11 protein-coding genes are annotated in these 17,076 nt (G+C 73.3%); 9 read left to right on the top strand and 2 right to left on the bottom strand.

Going from position 1 to position 17,076, the window contains the following annotated elements; genetic code table 11:
• Positions 1-671: 671 nt before the first annotated feature.
• The 3 genes from ACZ4NT_RS36175 (at position 672) to ACZ4NT_RS36165 (ending at position 6,309) form a co-directional block, all read left to right on the top strand.
• Positions 672-1,601 carry an aromatase/cyclase gene (locus ACZ4NT_RS36175; protein ID WP_467729513.1) on the top strand — a complete coding sequence of 310 codons (930 nt, stop codon included), beginning with the start codon at positions 672-674 and terminating at the stop codon, positions 1,599-1,601.
• An 839-nt stretch (positions 1,602-2,440) separates the two neighbouring features.
• A complete protein-coding gene (locus ACZ4NT_RS36170; protein WP_467729511.1) occupies positions 2,441-4,546 on the top strand; it encodes an acyl-CoA dehydrogenase in 2,106 nt (701 codons plus the stop codon).
• An 875-nt stretch (positions 4,547-5,421) separates the two neighbouring features.
• Positions 5,422-6,309, top strand: coding sequence for a 4'-phosphopantetheinyl transferase family protein (locus tag ACZ4NT_RS36165; protein WP_467729509.1), 888 nt, complete (start codon positions 5,422-5,424; stop codon positions 6,307-6,309).
• Positions 6,310-6,589: 280 nt separating this feature from the next.
• Here ACZ4NT_RS36165 and ACZ4NT_RS36160 read toward each other — a convergent pair whose 3' ends face one another.
• Positions 6,590-7,468 carry a helix-turn-helix transcriptional regulator gene (locus ACZ4NT_RS36160; protein WP_467729507.1) on the bottom strand — a complete coding sequence of 293 codons (879 nt, stop codon included), beginning with the start codon at positions 7,466-7,468 and terminating at the stop codon, positions 6,590-6,592.
• Between the two features lie 113 nt (positions 7,469-7,581).
• Here ACZ4NT_RS36160 and ACZ4NT_RS36155 point away from each other — a divergent pair, with 113 nt between their 5' ends.
• The 4 genes from ACZ4NT_RS36155 (at position 7,582) to ACZ4NT_RS36140 (ending at position 12,885) form a co-directional block, all read left to right on the top strand.
• Positions 7,582-8,280 (top strand): SDR family NAD(P)-dependent oxidoreductase, encoded by a 699-nt coding sequence (locus tag ACZ4NT_RS36155; protein WP_467729505.1) that lies wholly within the window; start codon positions 7,582-7,584, stop codon positions 8,278-8,280.
• Positions 8,281-8,950: 670 nt separating this feature from the next.
• Positions 8,951-10,603 carry a condensation domain-containing protein gene (locus ACZ4NT_RS36150; protein ID WP_467729503.1) on the top strand — a complete coding sequence of 551 codons (1,653 nt, stop codon included), beginning with the start codon at positions 8,951-8,953 and terminating at the stop codon, positions 10,601-10,603.
• 35 nt (positions 10,604-10,638) lie between these two features.
• Positions 10,639-10,779: a hypothetical protein gene (locus ACZ4NT_RS36145; RefSeq protein ID WP_183117131.1), complete on the top strand. Its 141-nt coding sequence runs from the start codon at positions 10,639-10,641 to the stop codon at positions 10,777-10,779.
• A gap of 1,686 nt (positions 10,780-12,465) precedes the next feature.
• Positions 12,466-12,885: a pyridoxamine 5'-phosphate oxidase family protein gene (locus ACZ4NT_RS36140; RefSeq protein WP_121407662.1), complete on the top strand. Its 420-nt coding sequence runs from the start codon at positions 12,466-12,468 to the stop codon at positions 12,883-12,885.
• Between the two features lie 974 nt (positions 12,886-13,859).
• Here the strand turns inward: ACZ4NT_RS36140 and ACZ4NT_RS36135 are convergent.
• Complete coding sequence (locus ACZ4NT_RS36135) at positions 13,860-14,453, bottom strand: nuclear transport factor 2 family protein (RefSeq protein WP_467729500.1); 594 nt, start codon at positions 14,451-14,453, stop codon at positions 13,860-13,862.
• A gap of 168 nt (positions 14,454-14,621) precedes the next feature.
• Here ACZ4NT_RS36135 and ACZ4NT_RS36130 point away from each other — a divergent pair, with 168 nt between their 5' ends.
• Both ACZ4NT_RS36130 and ACZ4NT_RS36125 read left to right on the top strand, forming a co-directional pair.
• On the top strand, positions 14,622-16,082 hold the full coding sequence (locus tag ACZ4NT_RS36130; RefSeq protein WP_121407660.1) for an FAD-dependent monooxygenase: 1,461 nt from the start codon (positions 14,622-14,624) through the stop codon (positions 16,080-16,082).
• A gap of 187 nt (positions 16,083-16,269) precedes the next feature.
• Positions 16,270-16,965, top strand: a complete 696-nt coding sequence (locus tag ACZ4NT_RS36125) for an antibiotic biosynthesis monooxygenase family protein (protein WP_121407659.1) — start codon at positions 16,270-16,272, stop codon at positions 16,963-16,965.
• Positions 16,966-17,076: the final 111 nt, after the last annotated feature.

Genomic DNA, 17,076 nt, shown 5'->3' with positions numbered 1-17,076 from the left:
ATCATCTCGACTGGGGGCTCAAGTCATACCGGGGCCGAAGGCCGGGAGCCTCATTGCGAGGCCACGAAAACGGTAACGGGGCTGCGGACCGCTCCCGCCGGTAGGGCGCTTGGTGCGGGCCGGGTCGGTCTTTCTGTGTGGGGGTGGGTTGTCGGTGGGGGTTTGAGTGGGGCTTGAGTGGGGTGCGGGGGTTTTACGAGTGGCTTTGGTGAGGGTGGGGGTTGTGGCTGCTTCTGTCTGGGGCCTGGCTGGCTGATCGTTGGCGGGTTGCTGGGTGGGGGTGGTTTGTTCGCGTGGTGTTGGTGTTGAGGGACGCCGGTGCTGCGTGTGGTGTCGGTCGGGCTGGTCGGAAGGCCCGGCCGGCACCGGGCCCGCGCTTGTCGGGCGGTTTTTCGGCGTCCGGCCGGTGCCTGTCCGGTGCCTGTCGGGTGTGTGGCCGGCGCTTGGCCGTCGCTCGGCTGGCCTCTGGCTGGTGCGTGTGCGGTGCTTGTCCGGCGTCTGGTTGCTGTTTCGATGGGTTTGGGGTGTGGATGATGCCGTCTCCGTTGCCGACGCAGTTGCCGTTGCCGACGCAGTTGCCGACACGGTCGCCTGTGCCTGTGTCTGTGCCTGTGCCTGTGCCTGTGCCGGGTGCGGGTGCGGGTGCGGGTGCGGGTGTGGGGGTGGGTGGTGTGGTGGAGGAGGTGGTGGTGTCGGCGCCGGCTCGGGTGGTGTATGGGCTGATTGCTGATGTGTCGCAGTGGTCGTTGTTTTTTCCGCCGTGTGTGCATGTGGAGCAGTTGGATTTTGATGGGTGTCGGGAGCGGTTGCGGATGTGGGCGACTGCGGGGGGCCGGGTGGTGTCGTGGGTGTCGAGTCGCCGGTTGGATGCGGTGGGGTTGCGGATCGAGTTCACGCAGGACCGGCCGGTGGCGCCGGTGGGTTCGTTGAGTGGGGTGTGGACGGTTGTTCCGTTGGGGGACCGGTGTCGGGTGGTGTTGGAGCATGCGTTCACGGTGGAGGGGGATCGTTTGGAGGAGGTGGCGTGGGTTGAGGAGGTGACGCGGGCGAATAGTCGGGCGCAGTTGGAGCGGCTGGCTGAGTTGGGGGGTGTGTGGCGGGGGTTGGACGGGCTGGTGTTGGCGTGTGAGGACCGTGTTCATGTGAAGGCGCCGGCGGAGTTGGTGTTCGATTTTCTGTATCGGGCGCAGGAGTGGCCGGGTGCGTTGTCGCATGTGCGGAGTCTGAGTGTGGTGGAGCAGGCGCCGGGTGTGCAGGTGATGACGATGGGGAGTGTGGCTGGGGACGGGCGCGCGCTGGATACGGAGTCGGTGCGGATTTGTTTTCCCGGTGCGGGTCGTCTGGTGTTCAAGCAGCGGCGTACCGGGCCGTTGCTGGCCGCGCATACGGGGGAGTGGCTGCTGGAGCCGGATGAGGCCGGGTTGAACATCACCGCCCGTCATCAGGTGCTGCTGGACGAGGCGAGTGTTGAAGGGGTGTTGGGGGGCGGGGCCACGGTGGAGGATGCGCGCCACCGGGTGCGTGCTTCGCTGGGCCGGTCCGGGCGGCTGGTGGTCGATCAGGCCGTCCGGCAGGCGTTGAGCGCGGTGCGTGTCCTGTGACCGGCTCCGGGCAGGACACCGGCCCCCGGCCTGAAAGCCCGGCCACCACCGAAACCCCGCAGACCCCTGTTCCCACGACCCCCACCTCCGCGGCCCCCACCTCCGCGGCCCCGACCTCCGCGGCTCCTGCCTCCGTGGCTCCTGCTTCCGCGGCTCCGGCACTCATGGCTCCTGCCTGCGCGGCCCCCACCTCCGTGGCCCCTGTCTCAGAGGCCTCTGCCTCAGCGGCCTCTGCCTCGGCGGCCCCTGCTTCCGCGGCTTCGGCTTTACGGGTGTCTGGGGCCGCTGGCCTGCACAAGGCTCCGGTATCGGTCGCGGTGCTGCAGGTCCGGGCGTCTGCGGCTCCGGCTTCACAGGTGTCTGCGGCGCCCGGCTCCGGGCAGGACTCCGGCCCCCGGGGCGGCCACCTGGCCACCACCGAAACCCCGCAGACCTCTGTTCCCACGGCCCCCACCCCCACGGCCCCCATGGCCGCAGCCTTCACGGCCCCCACCCCCGCGGCTCCTGCTTCCGTGGCCCCCACCTCCGTGGCCCCTGTCTCAGCGGCCTCTGCCTCCGCGGCCCCTGCTTCCGCGGCTCCTGCTTCCGCGGCTTCGGCTTCACGGGTGTCTGGGGCCGCTGGCCTGCACAAGGCTCCGGTCGCGGTGCGGCAGATCCCAGCCTCCGCGGCTCCGGCTTCACAGGCGTCTGCGGCCCCCGGCCGGCACACCGTCCCGGTGCGGCAGATCCCTGCCTCCGCGGCTTCGGCTTCACAGGTGTCTGCGGCCCCCGGCCGGCGCACTGTCCCGGTGCCGGAGCCGGTGCCGCACACCGTCCCGGCTCCGGTCCCGGTGCCGCAGGTGGCGACCTCTGAGGCCGCGGCCCCGCATGCCCGTCAGGTCCCGGTCTGGGAGGGCTCGCAGGTCCGCACTTTGCACAGCTCCGGGACTTCGTCCGCGACAACCAATCGGGCCCCGGCCGCGCTCACTCCCCAGGCCCAGGTCCAGGCCCAGGCCCAGGTTCAGGCCCAGGTTCAGGCGGTCGAGGTCCAGGCCCAGGCTCAGGTCGAGGTCCAGGCCCGGGCTCAGGTCGAGGTCGAGGCCCGGGCTCAGGTCGAGGTCCAGGCCGAGGTCCGGGCTCAGGCTCGGGTCGAGGTTCAGGACGGGTCTGAGGCTGAGGCTGTGTCTGCGCTTTCGGTGCGGGTGCGGGTCCGCCGGGATTTTGAGGTTGTGGCTGGGGATGGTTCGCAGAGCCCGGTGCCCGCGGTGTCGGTTGGTGGGCGGGTGGTGGGGTTGGAGGGGTTGTTGGGTGATCCTTTTGATGGGGGTAATCCGCATGGTTTTGCTGTGTTGTTGGCGGCGGATGAGGCGCGTGAGGTTCCGTGGGTGACGGAGGAGTTGTTGGCGGGGGCGGGGGTGGGGGCGGAGTTCGTGCCGGTGGAGTTGGGGGGCCGGCTGCACGATTTGGAGGGGCTGGCGCGGGTGTTGCGGCCGGTGTTCCGGCGTGATCTGGCGTTGGGGTACGGGTTTGGGATGACGTCGTTGTTCGCGGCGTCGGCGGTGTGGACGGCCGGCGATGAGGCGCAGCGGCGGGAGTTGGCGGGGGTGGTGCTGGCGGGGGGCCGGGTGTCGATTGTGCATCGTGAGGTCGCTCATGCGAATGCGTTGTTGCGTCGTGAGGTGAGTGCGGCTGCCGTGCCGGGGGGCGGGTTTTTGGTGAATGGGCGCAAGGATGTGGTGATCAACGCGGGTCGGGCGGATGCGTTTGTGATGTATGCGCGTACCGGTGGGGGTGGGGGGCCGGGGAGTCATTCGGTGTTGTTGCTGGGTCCGGGTGGGCCGGTGTCGGGGCGGGTGCGGGCGGGGGAGCGGGTGCGGATGCCGGGGATGCGGGGGGCGCATTTCGCGCCGCTGGAGCTGACGGATGTGTATCTGCCGGCGGGTGCTTTGGTGGGGGGTTTGGGTGAGGGGGTGTCGCTGGCGCTGCGGAGTTTTCAGATCAGTCACTGTCTGATTCCGGGAACGGTGTTGGCGGGGGTGGACAGTGTGCTGCGTCAGGCGGTGCGTGCGGCCACCGAGGACGGGCCGGGTGTGGGTGAGCCGCGGCGTGGGCGGCGGGTGCTGGCGGGGGTGTTCGCGGATCTGCTGGCGTGTGATGCGATGGCGGTGACGGGGCTGCGTGCGTTGAGTCTGCTTCCCGAGGATGCCTATCTGCTGGCCGCGGCCGTGAAATATGTGATGCCGGATCTGCTGCGGGAGGATTTGGAGGAGCTGGCGACCGTGCTCGGTGCCCGCGGCTTTGCGCGGGGGCCGGTGTCGGGGGGGTTTGAGAAACTGGTCCGGGATCTGCCGGTGGCGGGTCTGGGGCATGCCGGCACGGCGGTGTGCCAGGCGGTGTTGGTGCCGCAACTGCCCATGCTGGCCGCGGGCACCTGGTTTAAGAGCGCGGAGCCGCCCTGCGCCCTGTTCACCCCCGGCGCGCCGCTGCCGCCCTTCGACCACCGGCGGCTGGCCCACCACGGCCAGGACGACCTGCTCAGCGCCACCCTCATCCACGCGACCGGCCGGCTCTCCGCCCGCCCAGACAAGGATGAACCGACGGCCGCTCTGGCCGAACTGGCCCGCATGTTCGTCACCGAACTCAAGACGCTGCGCGAGCGCTGCAGTGCTCTGCCGGCCGCCGGCACGATGGCTTTCGACCCCCAGGCCTGCGCCCTGGCCGACCGCTACGCCCTTGTTCTGGCCGCTGCGGCCTGTCTGGGCGTGTGGGAGGCACACGCCGGCCGCGACATGTTCCTGGCCGATCCCGCCTGGGCGGTCATGGCGCTGAGCCGTATCGGGCGCCGCCTCGGTGCGCCGGTGCCCCCGATCCCGCCGGACGTCGCCCACACGGTGTTGCAGGAGGTACTCGACCGCTGCCGCCACCACCGCAGCCTGGACCTGTATGCAACCCCCCTGGCCGGATAACCCCAGGCCCTCCGGCAGGGAGAGGGCGAGGGGCGAGGGGGGAGGGCAGAGGGGCGGGAAGCCGCCCCCCACCCCCACCCCCGCACCCCCGCGGGCGGGGTGCGCGCCGCGCCCCACTTCTGCCCACGTACCAGGAGCCGCAACACCACACGACCGCAGGGCACGGGGAAGCAGCGGGTGGGCAGGACGGCACCACCACCCCCGGGCGCAACGGAAGCAGGGGCGGTGGTACGGGCGCCACGAGCGCAGGCACACGGGAATCGAGGCTGCAGTGCGGCACCACCACCCCCCGGCACCACGGAAGCAGGGGCGGCCGCCGGGCGCCACGAGCGCAGGCACACGGGAATCGAGGCTGCAGTGCCGCGCCACGGGCTGCAGGCACGCCGGAAGGAGGTTGCAGTGCGGTGCCACGGCCGCAGGTGTACCGGAAGGAGGCTGCAGTGCAGTGCCCCGTCCCCGGGTGGAGCTGTCCGGTGTGGTGGGGGAGTGCGCGCGGTCGCGGCGCGGTGTCGCTGTTGCTGGTTGCGACGGGGGAGCCGTCGGCGGGCTGGCGGGCTGGCGGGTTGGTGGGTGCATCGCCTCACCTCGCGCCGCTGTCCGTGCGCCGGGAAGAGCCCACGGCGTTCTGCCCGCACCGCACGGCGGTGTCGGGGCGCTGCCGCAACGGGTGGGCGTTCTGGGCGGAGTTGGTGGTGCAGGCGAGGTGCGGTAGGGGGGTGAGGTGGCCGACTGCGGTCGGGCGCGGCCTGAGCGCACGGCAGGGCCGGGCCCGGTGTCCGGGACCCCCCTCTCCCCATTTTGTGTGCGCCGCGCGCCGGGGGGCGGGACCTGGTTTTTGTCGGGCGGGCCGGCAGGGTTGAGAGGCAGGGAGAGCGATGATGCAGCACATGTCCCATGTCCGGTGTGCGGTGCCGCTGCATGTGCCGCGGCCGGCGGGTCCTTGGCACGGTGTGCGGGGGGATTTGGCCCGGCTGGGTAACGCGGTGGTCTATACGACGTGGAGTGAGTGGCTGCCCAGTGTGCTGACCACGCCTGGGTTGCGGGAGTTGCTGGGTGGGGACTGGGAGCGTTACCGGCGTACTCCGGATGCGGCGGTGCGGTACCGGTTCGCGGCCGCCCGGTTGTTGATCAAGTACACCGCGGCGGCGGCGTTGGGGGCCGCGCCGGAGCAGCTGGATCTGGCCTATCGTCTGGGCGGGCGGCCGTACTTGCGTGGTTTCGATCAGATCGAGGTGAGTCTGTCGCACACGGGTGATCTGATGGCGGTCGCGCTCAGCCGGACGGGCCGGATCGGGGTGGATGTGGAGCCCGCGGACCGGTTCGTGCGTCTGGATCTGCTTCAGGCGCAGATCCTCACTCCCGGTGAGGCGAAGGATCTGGCCGGGTTGGCCGAGGACGAACAGGTCGCGCATCTGCTGAAGTTGTGGACGCTGAAGGAGGCCTACAGCAAGGCGTTGGGGCAGGGGCTGCGGCTGGGTTTCAAGGAGTTCGGGTTCAGTCGTGAGGGGGTGCTGCACGCCCCCGACGGCAGCGCGGCCACCCGGGGGGAGTGGGGCTTTGCCACCCACCCGGTGCTGGGCCGCTATCTGCTGAGCACCGCCTGCCAGGACGCCGGGCTGAATCCCGCCGGTGACACCTTGGTGACCACCATGCTCGATGAGGGGTTCCTCTCCGCCATGACCCAACCCCCGCACCCCCCGCAGGAGCCGCCCGTGCAGGAGCCGCCCGTGCAGGACCGGCCCGTGCAGGACCGGCCCGTGTAGGAGCCCGTCCGTGCAGGAGCCCGCCCGTGCAGGACCGGCTCGTGCAGGAGCCCGCCCGTGCAGAGACCTCGCTTGTGCAGGAGTTCGGTCGTGCAGGCGCTCCGTCCGTGCAGGACGTGGCCGTCGCGGAGCCGGACGTGGCCGTCGGGGTGCCGGCCGTGGCCGTCGGGGTGCAGGACGTGGCTGTCGGGGTGCCGGCCGTGGCGGGAACCGGCTGTGCAGGGCGGGTGGGTGCTCGCCGTGTGCGGGTGGCCGGCCGGTCGGCCGGGTGGGTTGCGGGTCAGGTGTGGGGGGTGGCGGTGGTGGCGGTGGGTGGGCCGGTGAGGGTGGCCAGGCGGAGTCTGGTGGCGTCTTCGCTGTCGGGGGCGGCGCTCATGATGACGATTTTGAGGTGCAGGTCGCCGTCGGTCAGGACGTCGCAGTCCACCGTGAGGGGGCCCACGGTGGGGTGGTGGATGGTTTTGTGGTCCTCGCGGTGTGCGGCCACGTTGCCGTTGGCCCACAGCTGGGCGAATCGGGCGTTGCCCGCGTTCAGATCACGGATCAGTGCGGCCAGGCGGCTGTCGTGGGGGAAGCGGCCGGTGGCGCGGCGCAGGTCGCAGACGACGGCCTTGTCGGTGGCGTCGCGGTCGGTCTCGGTCACGGGCCACTGCGCGAGGCGGGCAGGGCCGGCGTCGAGGGGGAACCTGTCGCGGGCGAAGTTGCGCAGGTGCCGCGGCGCGGCGCCGGGGTCGCCCAGCAGGGCGGCCCAGGTGCGGTTGAACCACAGCAGTTGCCAGTCCGCCGCGAACACGGCGACCGCCACGTCTGCCAGGCGGGTGAGCATCCGCTGCATGCCGGGCGGGAGATGGTCACAGATGGTGGTGTCGGCGGGGACGGCGAGGCGGGCCAGCCGGTAGAGGTGGTCCCGTTCGGCGGTGGACAGCTGCAGCGCGCGGGCCAGGGATGCCACCACCGAAGCTGAGGGGGTCGTGGCCCGCCCCTGCTCCAGACGCACGATGTAGTCGACCGAGACCCCTGCCAGGTCGGCCAGTTCCTCGCGGCGCAGCCCGGCCGCCCGCCGCCCGCGGGCCACCGGCAAACCGGCCGCCGAGGGAGGCAGCCGGTCCCGCCAGGTGCGGATCATCACGCCCAGTGCGGGTTCGGGTGTCGCCGGCATGACTGCCATCCTCCTGCATGCACCCCGCGGGCGGGGCCGCAAGGGTGGTACTGCTCTTCCTACCGTCCACGCGTGCCTGGTCCGCCTGTCCGGCAGCGGTCAGCATCGAGTGCATGACCATCACCTTCATCACCGGAGCCAACAAGGGGCTGGGCCGCGAGAGTGCCCGCCGCCTGATCGAGTGCGGCCACACCGTGCTCGTCGGAGCACGCGACCGCACCCGGGGCGAGGAGGCCGCCGCCGCACTCGGCGCCCGCTATGTCCCCCTCGACGTGAGGGACGACGCATCGGTGGCCGCCGCGGCCGACGACGTCGCCCGGCACGAGGGCCGCATCGACGTCCTGATCAACAATGCCGGTGTCCACGGCCCCCTGGGCGACCCCAGCCATCTGACCGCCGCCGACGCCCACGCCGTCCTCGACGTCAACGTCCTCGGCGTCATCCGCACCACCACCGCGTTCTTGCCGCTGCTGCGCCGCTCGAACGACCCCGTGATCGTCAACGTCAGCAGCGGCATGGGCTCCCTGGCCCTCACCCACGACCCCGCCCGGCCCGAGTCCCGCGTCATCGCGCCGCTGTACACCTCCTCCAAGGCGGCGCTGACGATGCTGACCACGCAGTACGCCAAGGCCCTCACGGGCATCCGGGTCAACGCCGCCGACCCCGGCTACACCGCGACCGACCTCAACGCGCACAGCGGCCCCCAGACCGTCACCGAGGGCACGGACGCCATCGTCGCTCTTGCCACCGAGGCGCCCGGCGCCGGCAGCGGACGCTTCATCTCCCGCCACGGCGAGATCGCCTGGTCCTGACACCCCCGGCACGCGGCTCGGTCGGCCGAGCAGACCAGCACACCCCCACCCGGCCCACCGGGTCTCCCGGCCCACCCGGCCCACCGGGTCTCCCGGCTCGCCCGCCCACCGGGCTCTCCCGGCTTTCCCGGTCCACCCGGCTCTTCCCGCCCCCGGCCCACCGGGCTCTCGCCGTCCTCGCAGCCGGAGCGGCACTCGACATCCTCGCCGTCCATCCCGCCGTCGCCGTTGGTGCGGTGTCCTCGCGGTCGTCGTACTCGCCGTCGTCCTGGCCTCCTCGCCGCCCTTGCCGCGCTCCGTTCGCCGTCTCCCCGCCGGGGCGTGCGAGGCGTGGGCGGGCTGCGCCTCGCATGGCGGGGCCCGGCCCGGGCCGGGGGTTCTGCAGGGTCCCGCCCCTGGGCACGGCGGCGCCCTGCCGGGCGGGGAGCGTGTGCACGCGAGGCAGGAACGGGGTGAGGGGGCCGCCCGGGGTGGGGGCGAGGTGTTCTCCGGCGCGTTCCCGGCGGTGTCAGCGTGCCCTCAGCGCTAGGTCAGCAGGCTGGGGCAGGGTGGACCCTTGCCGCCGCGTGCCCACCGGGCCGCCGCCGGGATGTCGCACCCCCCAAGGAAGGCAGGGGCGGGAGGGCCGGCCGGGTGTGGCACACGTCCGGGCACCAGGGGAGGGGTACGTATGGTCAGGCCGAGCCGCCCACACCCCGTACCCGCTCGTGCAGAGCCCGGCGGGGGTGAGTGCTGCCCGCAGGCGGGCGGGCTGCGCATCCCGGTGACCTGGCAGCAGCACGATGTGCTGCTGGACGCCCTGACCCATCCGGGCAGCGGACGCCACCTCGAGCAGTTGTCCTGGCGCTGGCACGGCCCCCTGCACACGGGCCGCTTCACCGCTGCCTGGCAGGCCGTCACCGACCGCGAGCGGGTGCTGCGTTCGGCGGTCGCCTGGCGGCCCGTCCCGCACCTGGTCGTCCACCCCGGCGCCCGCGCCGACGTCGTACGCCACCGGGCGGGCAGCATCACCTGGCAGCAACTGCTGGAACGCGACCGTCGGCGCGGCTTCGACCTGCACACCCCCGGCCCGCTGCGCCTGACCCTCCTCGACGACCCGCCCCCCGTCCCCGGCGCCACCCCCCAGCCCGCTCCCGACACCCTCGCCCGAACAACCGCCGGGCCCGCGGAGGGGGCCGCCACCGCAGCAGCGGAGGGGGCCGGTGCGAAGACCGTCCTCGCGGGCGGGGCGGATGCCGGGGCGGTCGCTGATGCCGGGGGTCCGGCCACGCGGGTGCTGCTGACCTTCCACCACGGGCTGCTCGACGCGGTGAGTGTGTTCGTGCTGCTGGAGGAGTTCTACCGCGCCTACCTCGCCGGCGGTGCCCTTCCCGGCGGGCAGCGCCGGCCGGACGTGGGGGACTGGGTGCACTGGCTCGAGGGCCAGGACGTGGCCGGGGCGCGGGAGTTGTTCGCACAGATCGCGCCGGCCCGCGCGCCGGTGGTGCTGCCGGCGGTGGCGGGCCCTGCCACGGGTGAACGCGGCTGCGGCCGCGCCGAGGTGCACCTGAGCGCCGCCGAAGCGGGCCGGCTGCATGAGTGGGCGGCGCAGCGGGCGCTGGCCGACTCCACCTGCCTGCAGGCCGTATGGGCGCTGCTGCTGTACCGGGCGGTGGGCGTTGCGGGGCCGGCCGCGGTCGGGTTCGGGGTGGCGGTGACGGGCCGCGGTATCACCCTGGACGCCGTGGAACGCCTGCCCGGCCCGCTGCGCAACGTGCTGCCGATGAGCGTCGAGGTCGATGCCGCCCACCGGCTGCAGCAGCTCCTCGGTGTGCTGCGGGAGCGGGCCCTGGACCTGGCCGCCTACGAGTGGCTGCCCGCCGCGCAGGTCAGCGCCTGGACCGCCCCCGCCGGCGGCCGGCTGATGGAGAGCCTGGTGGCCATCGAAGGCACCCCGCGCCGCTTCCCCGCCCGCCGTGCCGCCCTCACCGCCGCCGGGATACGCCCCGGCCCCGTTCGGGCCAGCGGCGCACACTCCGCGCTTCCCCTCACCCTCCTCGCCCACCACGAAGACGACGGCGCGCTGCGGCTGGCCGCCCTGCACGACCGCTCCCGCCTCGCCGCCGCCGACGCCGCCCTGCTTCTCGGCCACTGCGCCCGCCTGCTGCGCCACCTGCCCGCCACCGGCCCCGCCACCACCGTCGCCGACGTCCTGGCCACCCTCACCGGCGAGCCCGCCCCCCGCGCCGCACCCGCCCACACCCGCACGCCGGGTGCGGGCCGGCTACCCCTGTACTCCATCACCGCGCGACCTGCCGTCGAGCACATCGCGAGCCGGCCTTGACACCGTGGAGCGACCGACCCCAGAAGGAGGCGCCCGTGCACGACATCGACGAGGAGTTCCGGGAGATCGAGATGGCCGTGTTCGGGATGGTGCCGGTCGGCGCCGCGCCCCCGCTGCGGCTGCCCGGCACCGACGACGACGAAGCCGACTTCACCATCATCCGCGGCATCGACTGACCCACCCCGGCCGCCGGCCCACCCCCTGCCCAGCCCCCCCACGGCGGCACACCACCACCTCGCCCGGGCACCCCCGCCGGCCACAGTCCGCCACCCCGGGCTGCGACGCCCCTGTACAGCGGCCGGCACCGGCGCCACGGGTCCGCCTCCCCGGTCGTGACGCCCGGGACCGGCCGCCGGGACCGGCGGCCGGCACCGACGGCCGGTAGCGGCGCCACGGTGTCCGGCAGCCCCGGCTGCGACGCCCGGTGCGGCCGACACGATGCCCCGGCATCCGGGCGGCCGCACCTCTTGTCCGGCGCTTACGCCGCCCGGCGCGCTCTGGCAGCGCCCTGGTCGCCGAAGACGGCGACGGTGCCCGCCGCGACGCGCCCACGCCGGGTCTGGCGCCGGTACGGCCGCTGCACGCAGCCCGGGGGAGCGGCCACGGGAAGGAGCACGCCGTCCGCCGGGCCGCAGGCGGCGCCCGCCACCCACCCCGGCCATCCCGCTCACCCCACCCGGTCACCCCGGCCACCCCACCCCGGCCATCCTGGTCACCCCACCCCGGCCATCCCGGTCACCTCACCCCGGCCCGGCCATCCCGGCCATCCTGGTCATCGCGGCACCCCGGCCCGGCCATCCAGGCCATCCCGGTCATCCAGAGGCCCGGCTGTCCTGGTCGGGTCCGGCCGCCGCCGTCTCAACTCCCGCTGCGCCTGCAGCCGTCCGCGCCTGCAGCCGTCTGCGCCTGCAGCCGTCCGCGCCTGCAGCCGTCTGCGGCTGAAGTGCTGCAGACCGCTGTACGGGGCGGGCTTGAGGAGCGAGGACCGGGCGCAGCCTGGACACGCCCCCCCGGCCGGGGGGGGCGTGCGGCTGGTGCTGCGGGCCGGGCCCGGCAGACCGGGTGGCCGGCCGGGCGGCGCCTGCACAGCGCGGCAGCTCTGCCGGTGCCTGACCGGGCCGGCCGTCCCGTTCCGGGTGGCGTGCGTCGCGTCGAGGGCAGCCTCCTGCTGCCAGGCAGCCGCCCGTCGGGAGGGCGTCTGTGTGTGTGGGGGGGCTGGGTGCCGGGACCCTCTGCCCGAGTGGGTGTGGTGGGTCCGGGCGCCGGGCGTCCGCTGCTCCGGTGGCGCTCAAGTGGCCGGTGGCAGGCTGCCGGTGGTGCCCGGGCCGGGTTGCGTTGCGTGTGTTCCGCCGGGCCGGTGCGGCACCGGTGAAGGAGTGGAGATCTGTGGCGTGCCCCGATGGTGATCCGGTCCGGCCTGTGGCCCAGGCGCCGGCGGCCCTTGCCGAGGCCGTGCTGGCGTTCATCTGCCTGGGCGCCTGCACCGCCCTGACCCAACTGCCCTTGGTGTGGAGGGCGTTGGGGGTGCTGCCGGGGGGTGCGGGCCGTGCGGCCGGTGGGGTTGTGGCCTGCGCGGCGGGCTGCGCTACCGTCCTGGCGGTCCTGGCCGTGCTCGCCGCCGCCCGTCTCCGCCCCCGGAACACACCCCCAACCCCACCTCCAACCTCATTTCCGTGCCCGTCGCCGGGTGCCGGTCACCGCAACGCCTCTTCCCGCCCGCCCTGTTGACCTCCCCGCGCGCGCCCTCGACCCCATCCCGGCCTGCCGGGGCCGTGCACGCCCGGCGCGCCGGCTGCCGGTGCGGGTGCCGGTCTTCCTCGCCCCCTGATCCTTTGTCGCCGAAGCAGAAGGACTCACTCACGATGTCGGAGTCGAAGCAGCGTCCCCTGCGGCCGGTGGTGTCCGCCTCCACCGAGGCGTTCTTGACCGGCACCCCGCATGTCGCCGCGTTCACGACCCTGCGGCCGGACGGGAGCCTGCACGTGGCGCCGGTGCGTTTCACCTACGACGCGCCCTGCGGCCTGGCCCGGGTACTGACCGTCATCTCCTCCCGCAAGGCCCGCAACCTGCTGGCGGCACCGGGCAGCCGGGTGGCGCTGTGCCAGGTGCAGGACTTCACCTGGGTCTCCCTGGAAGGCACCGGCACGGTCGTCGAGGACCCCGCCCGGATCGCCGAGGGCGTCAAGCGCTACGCCCGCCGCTACTGGTCCGCGCCGCCCAGCCCGCCCGGCCGGGTCGTCATCGAGATCGAGGTCGAACGGATCCTCAGCCTCAACACCTAGGCGTGCCCGCCGGCACCGCGACCGAGCGAAGCCTGCGAGGTGCCGGCCGGCCAGATGCTGGTGGCGGGCGCCGGGTCCGCGGCGGGAGTGCAGCACGTGGGAATTCGGGCGTGGGACCGCAGCGCGCACAGTCGAGGAAGAGCCGGGCGCCCGGGCACCGCGAAAGAGGCACCGCAAGCAGGCGGCTGCGGACGCGGACCCCCGTACGCACCACGGTGCTGCACGTGAGGGAACACGAGCCGGTCCCCAAAAGGTCGACGTCCAGTCCGAGGCGTACGCCCGCCCCCCCCGCGGGCCCGGCCGCCATGCCGATCGGCCACCGCCACGGCCCATCACCTGGTCGGCGGAATCGACGCAGCGCGGCACGAAAAAATCGGTGCTGTCCGAACCCCGGCCACGGGGAGGCCGGACGACCGCGGGCGCATCCGAGGAACGGTCGCGCGTAGGGCCGCGGAGGTTTGTGCACCAGGAGATCCGCGCAACTGCCGCCGCCCGCAGGCGCCGGCACGCCGCACGCGTCCCGTGCCGACGACTCCCCGATCCGGTCGGCGCCGCAGGCCCCCTTTTTTTTGCGTACTCCGTACGTGGGAGCGCTGCTGCACGCCGAGGTGCCGGCGCACCTGAGGGCACTCGCCGCGGAGCACCTCATCGAAGCCCGTGAACCCGGTTCCCGCCGTACGCCACGATGCACCGGGCACGGCCCGACCGGCCGACCCGACGCACGCCCCCCGGGGCCACGGTTCACCACCGCAGGGCCCGGACCGGCTCGCTGCGCCTTCACGTGCCCCGGCCCCGCCCCGTCGCCACCGCGCACCCCCCCCAACAGGGTTGCGGGTGCGCGCTGTTCAGGCCCGGCCCCGGGGAGCGAAGGCCGCCGGCCCGGGTGAAGGGGGGCCGGTCGCGGGGAGCCGGGGGAGTGGGACAGGCCGGGGGGAGCGGGGGAGTGGGGGCCGGCCCGGGAGGGCGGGGGGGGGTCAGGTGGTGGGCGGGGGCGGGGCGCCGTCGGCCCACAGCACGCGGAAGGACAGCAGGCTCAGCCGCCAGCCGTGGGCGGTGCGCCGTGCGGTGCCCTCGACGAAGGTGCCGGTGGTGAACAGCGGCGGCAGGTTTCCCTGGGGCCGGGCGTGGTGGGCGTGGTGGACGTGGGTGGACATCAGGTTGGCGCGCAGCCGTGCCTGATCGCCGTCCACCTCGACGGCGCCGGGGGAGCCCAGGTGCTGGGTGGTGGCGAACGCGGCCAGCGCGTCGCGGTGGTAGGCGGCCAGGCCCGCCCGGCCCTCGTGCCGGCTCATCGGGAAGGCGACGACGGCGTCGGTGGTGAACAGCGCCGCCGCCCACCCCTCGTCGAGTTCGATGCCGTCGTCGTCCAGCGACAGCAGATAGCGCTCCAGCAGGCCCGCGACCTCGGCCCGGTCCACCACCGCACCCACCGCACCGGCCGTACCGGCACCGGCCCCGCCGGCCGTACCGGCACCACCACCGTCCGTGCCGGCGCCGTCCGTGCCGGGGGCGGAGGCGTTCGCGGGGTCGTCCGGATCGGTTTCCGCAATGATTTCAGTGAAGGTCATGCCTGTGAGAATGCCGCCCCCAACACCCGCCCTAGCAAGCCCACTTGTCAAAGATCTGACATAGCGGTCGGGTATTTGTCGTTGCTTGTCGAAGGCCTGTAACAAACCCTATTTACGGCCCCGTCGCGCCCTGGCAATACTGGCCGGACACCAGTGGGAAGAGGGCAGATGAACTCCTTTGATGCAGACGTCATTGTGGTGGGGGCCGGTCCCACCGGACTGATGCTCGCGGGCGAATTGAGGCTCAATGGAGTCTCGGTGATCGTGCTTGACAAACTTGTCGAGCCGATACGGGAATCGCGGGCTCTGGGATTTTCGGCACGAACGATCGAAGAATTCGCGCAGCGGGATCTCCTGGCCCGTTTCGGTGAGGTCGGCGTCATCCCGTTCGGTCATTTCGGCGGGGTGCCGCTGGACTACCAGGTCATCGACGGCGGCTCCTACGGGGCGCGTGGTATCCCCCAGGCCCGCACCGAGGGCATCCTCACCGGCTGGGCCGGCGAGCTGGGCGCGCAGGTGCGCCGCGGTGTCACCGTCACCGGCCTCGACCAGGACGCCTCCTCGGTCACGGTGAGCGCCGAGACGGCCGAGGGGCCGGTGCAGTTGCGGGCGCGGCACGTGGTGGGCTGCGACGGCGCCCGCAGCGTGGTCCGCAAGCTCGCCGGGATCGACTTCCCCGGCACCGAGCCGACCGTGGAGCTGCGTTTCGCCGACGTCGCGGGCGTGGCGCTGCGTCCCCGCTTCAGCGGGGAGCGGGTCCCCGGCGGCATGGTCATGGTCATCCCGATCGGCCCGGACCGCTCCCGCATCATCTACTTCGACCGCGAGCAGCCGCTGCGCACCCAGCCCGGCCCGATCACCTTCGAGGAGGTCGCCGAGGGCTTCGCGCGGCTGTCGGGCGAGGACATCCACGCCGCCACACCGCTGTGGGTGTCCTCCACCACCGACGTCTCCCGCCAGGCCACCGACTACCGGCGCGGCCGCGTCTTTTTGGCCGGGGACGCCGCGCACATCCACCTGCCCATCGGCGCGCAGGGCATGAGCGCGGGCATCCAGGACGCCGTCAACCTGGGCTGGAAGCTGGCCCTGGACATCAACGGCCAGGCACCCGAGGGCCTGCTGGACACCTACCACAGCGAGCGGCACCCGGTGGCCGCCCGCATCCTGACCAACACCCTCGCCCAGCGCATCCTCTACCTGGGCGGCGACGAGATCACCCCGATGCGGCAGGTCCTGACCGAACTCGTCGAATCCCACGAGGCGGTCCGCCGCCACCTGGTCGGCATGGTCACCGGCCTGGACATCGTCCACGACGTCGGAGCGGGCGAGCACCCGCTGCTGGGCCGGCGCCTGCCGCAGGCCGACCTGGTCGTGGACGGCGAGAAGACCTCCACCTTCGCGCTCCTGCACCCCGGACGTGCCGTCCTGATCGACTTCGGCGCGAACCTGGGCCAGGAGGCGGCCGGCTGGTCCGATCGCCTGCGGGTGGTGGCCGCCGAAGCCGTGCAGGACACCTTCGGCGCCGACGCCCTGCTGGTGCGCCCCGACGGCTACGTCGCCTGGGCCTTCGGCGCCGCCGGTGAGCCGCTGCAGCAGGCGCTTGAGCGCTGGCTCGGACCCGCCCGCTGAACAACCCCCCTCCCGCCCCGGGGGCCCCGGGGCCGGCGGCCCTCACGCCGCCACCGCCCTGCCGCCCCCCTCACCCCCCTCTCGCCCCTCTCTCTTTGGTTCTGCTGACCCTTGCCGGCCGGGTGCGGCGCAACTGCCGCCCGCGGCCCCCTCGTTTCCGTTTGAAGCCGAGCGAAGGACATTTCTCATGCCCACCATCTCCGCCCAGGACAAGCACCTCACCGTGCTCAACCTGTTCACCACCGACGCCCCCGACAAGCAGGACAGCCTGATCCGGGAGATGACGAAGATCGTCAACGCGGCGACCTACGAGGGCTGGCAGTCCAGCACCGTCCACGCCGGCGTCGACTCGCCCGGCACCGCCAACTTCATCCAGTGGCGCAGCGGCGAGGACCTGGAAAAGCGGTACGCGGGCGAGGAGTTCAAGCACCGCACGCTGCCCGTCTTCGGTGAGATCACCACCTCGATCCGGCTGCTGCAGAACGAGGTCGCCCACACCCGGACCGCGCCCGCCCTGAACGGGAACATCGAGATCGGCCCCGGCCGCGGCGACTACACCGTCATCGCCGTGCACGGAGTCGAGCAGGGCAACCAGGACGAGCTCATCGACGCGCTCGGCGAGAGCCGCACCGACCTGCCCGGCGTGCCGGGCTTCCGCTCCCAGGTGGTCCTGCGGGGCCTGCGCGCCCGCGGCCTGGAGGGCTCCTTCGTCGTCACCTACGCCCAGTGGGACAGCAAGGACGCCTACGAGGCCCACCGCGACCAGGACCCCGAGCAGTGGCCCGTGGCCCGGCAGAAGGCCCACGCCCGGGCGCAGGCCGTGACCACCTCCCACGACATCAACACCTACCAGGTCGTCCTCACCCGCGCGGCCGGCGAATAACCCCACCCGCCTCCGTATCCCGCGCCCGGCGGCACACGCCGCACGGTGCGATGGCGTACGGCCCCCGGTGCTGCCGGCACACGCCCGGCCCCCTCGCACGCGCAGGGGGCC

Source organism: Streptomyces sp. NPDC026417 (genome assembly GCF_055567695.1).
This window is presented reverse-complemented; position numbering and strand designations above follow the sequence as displayed.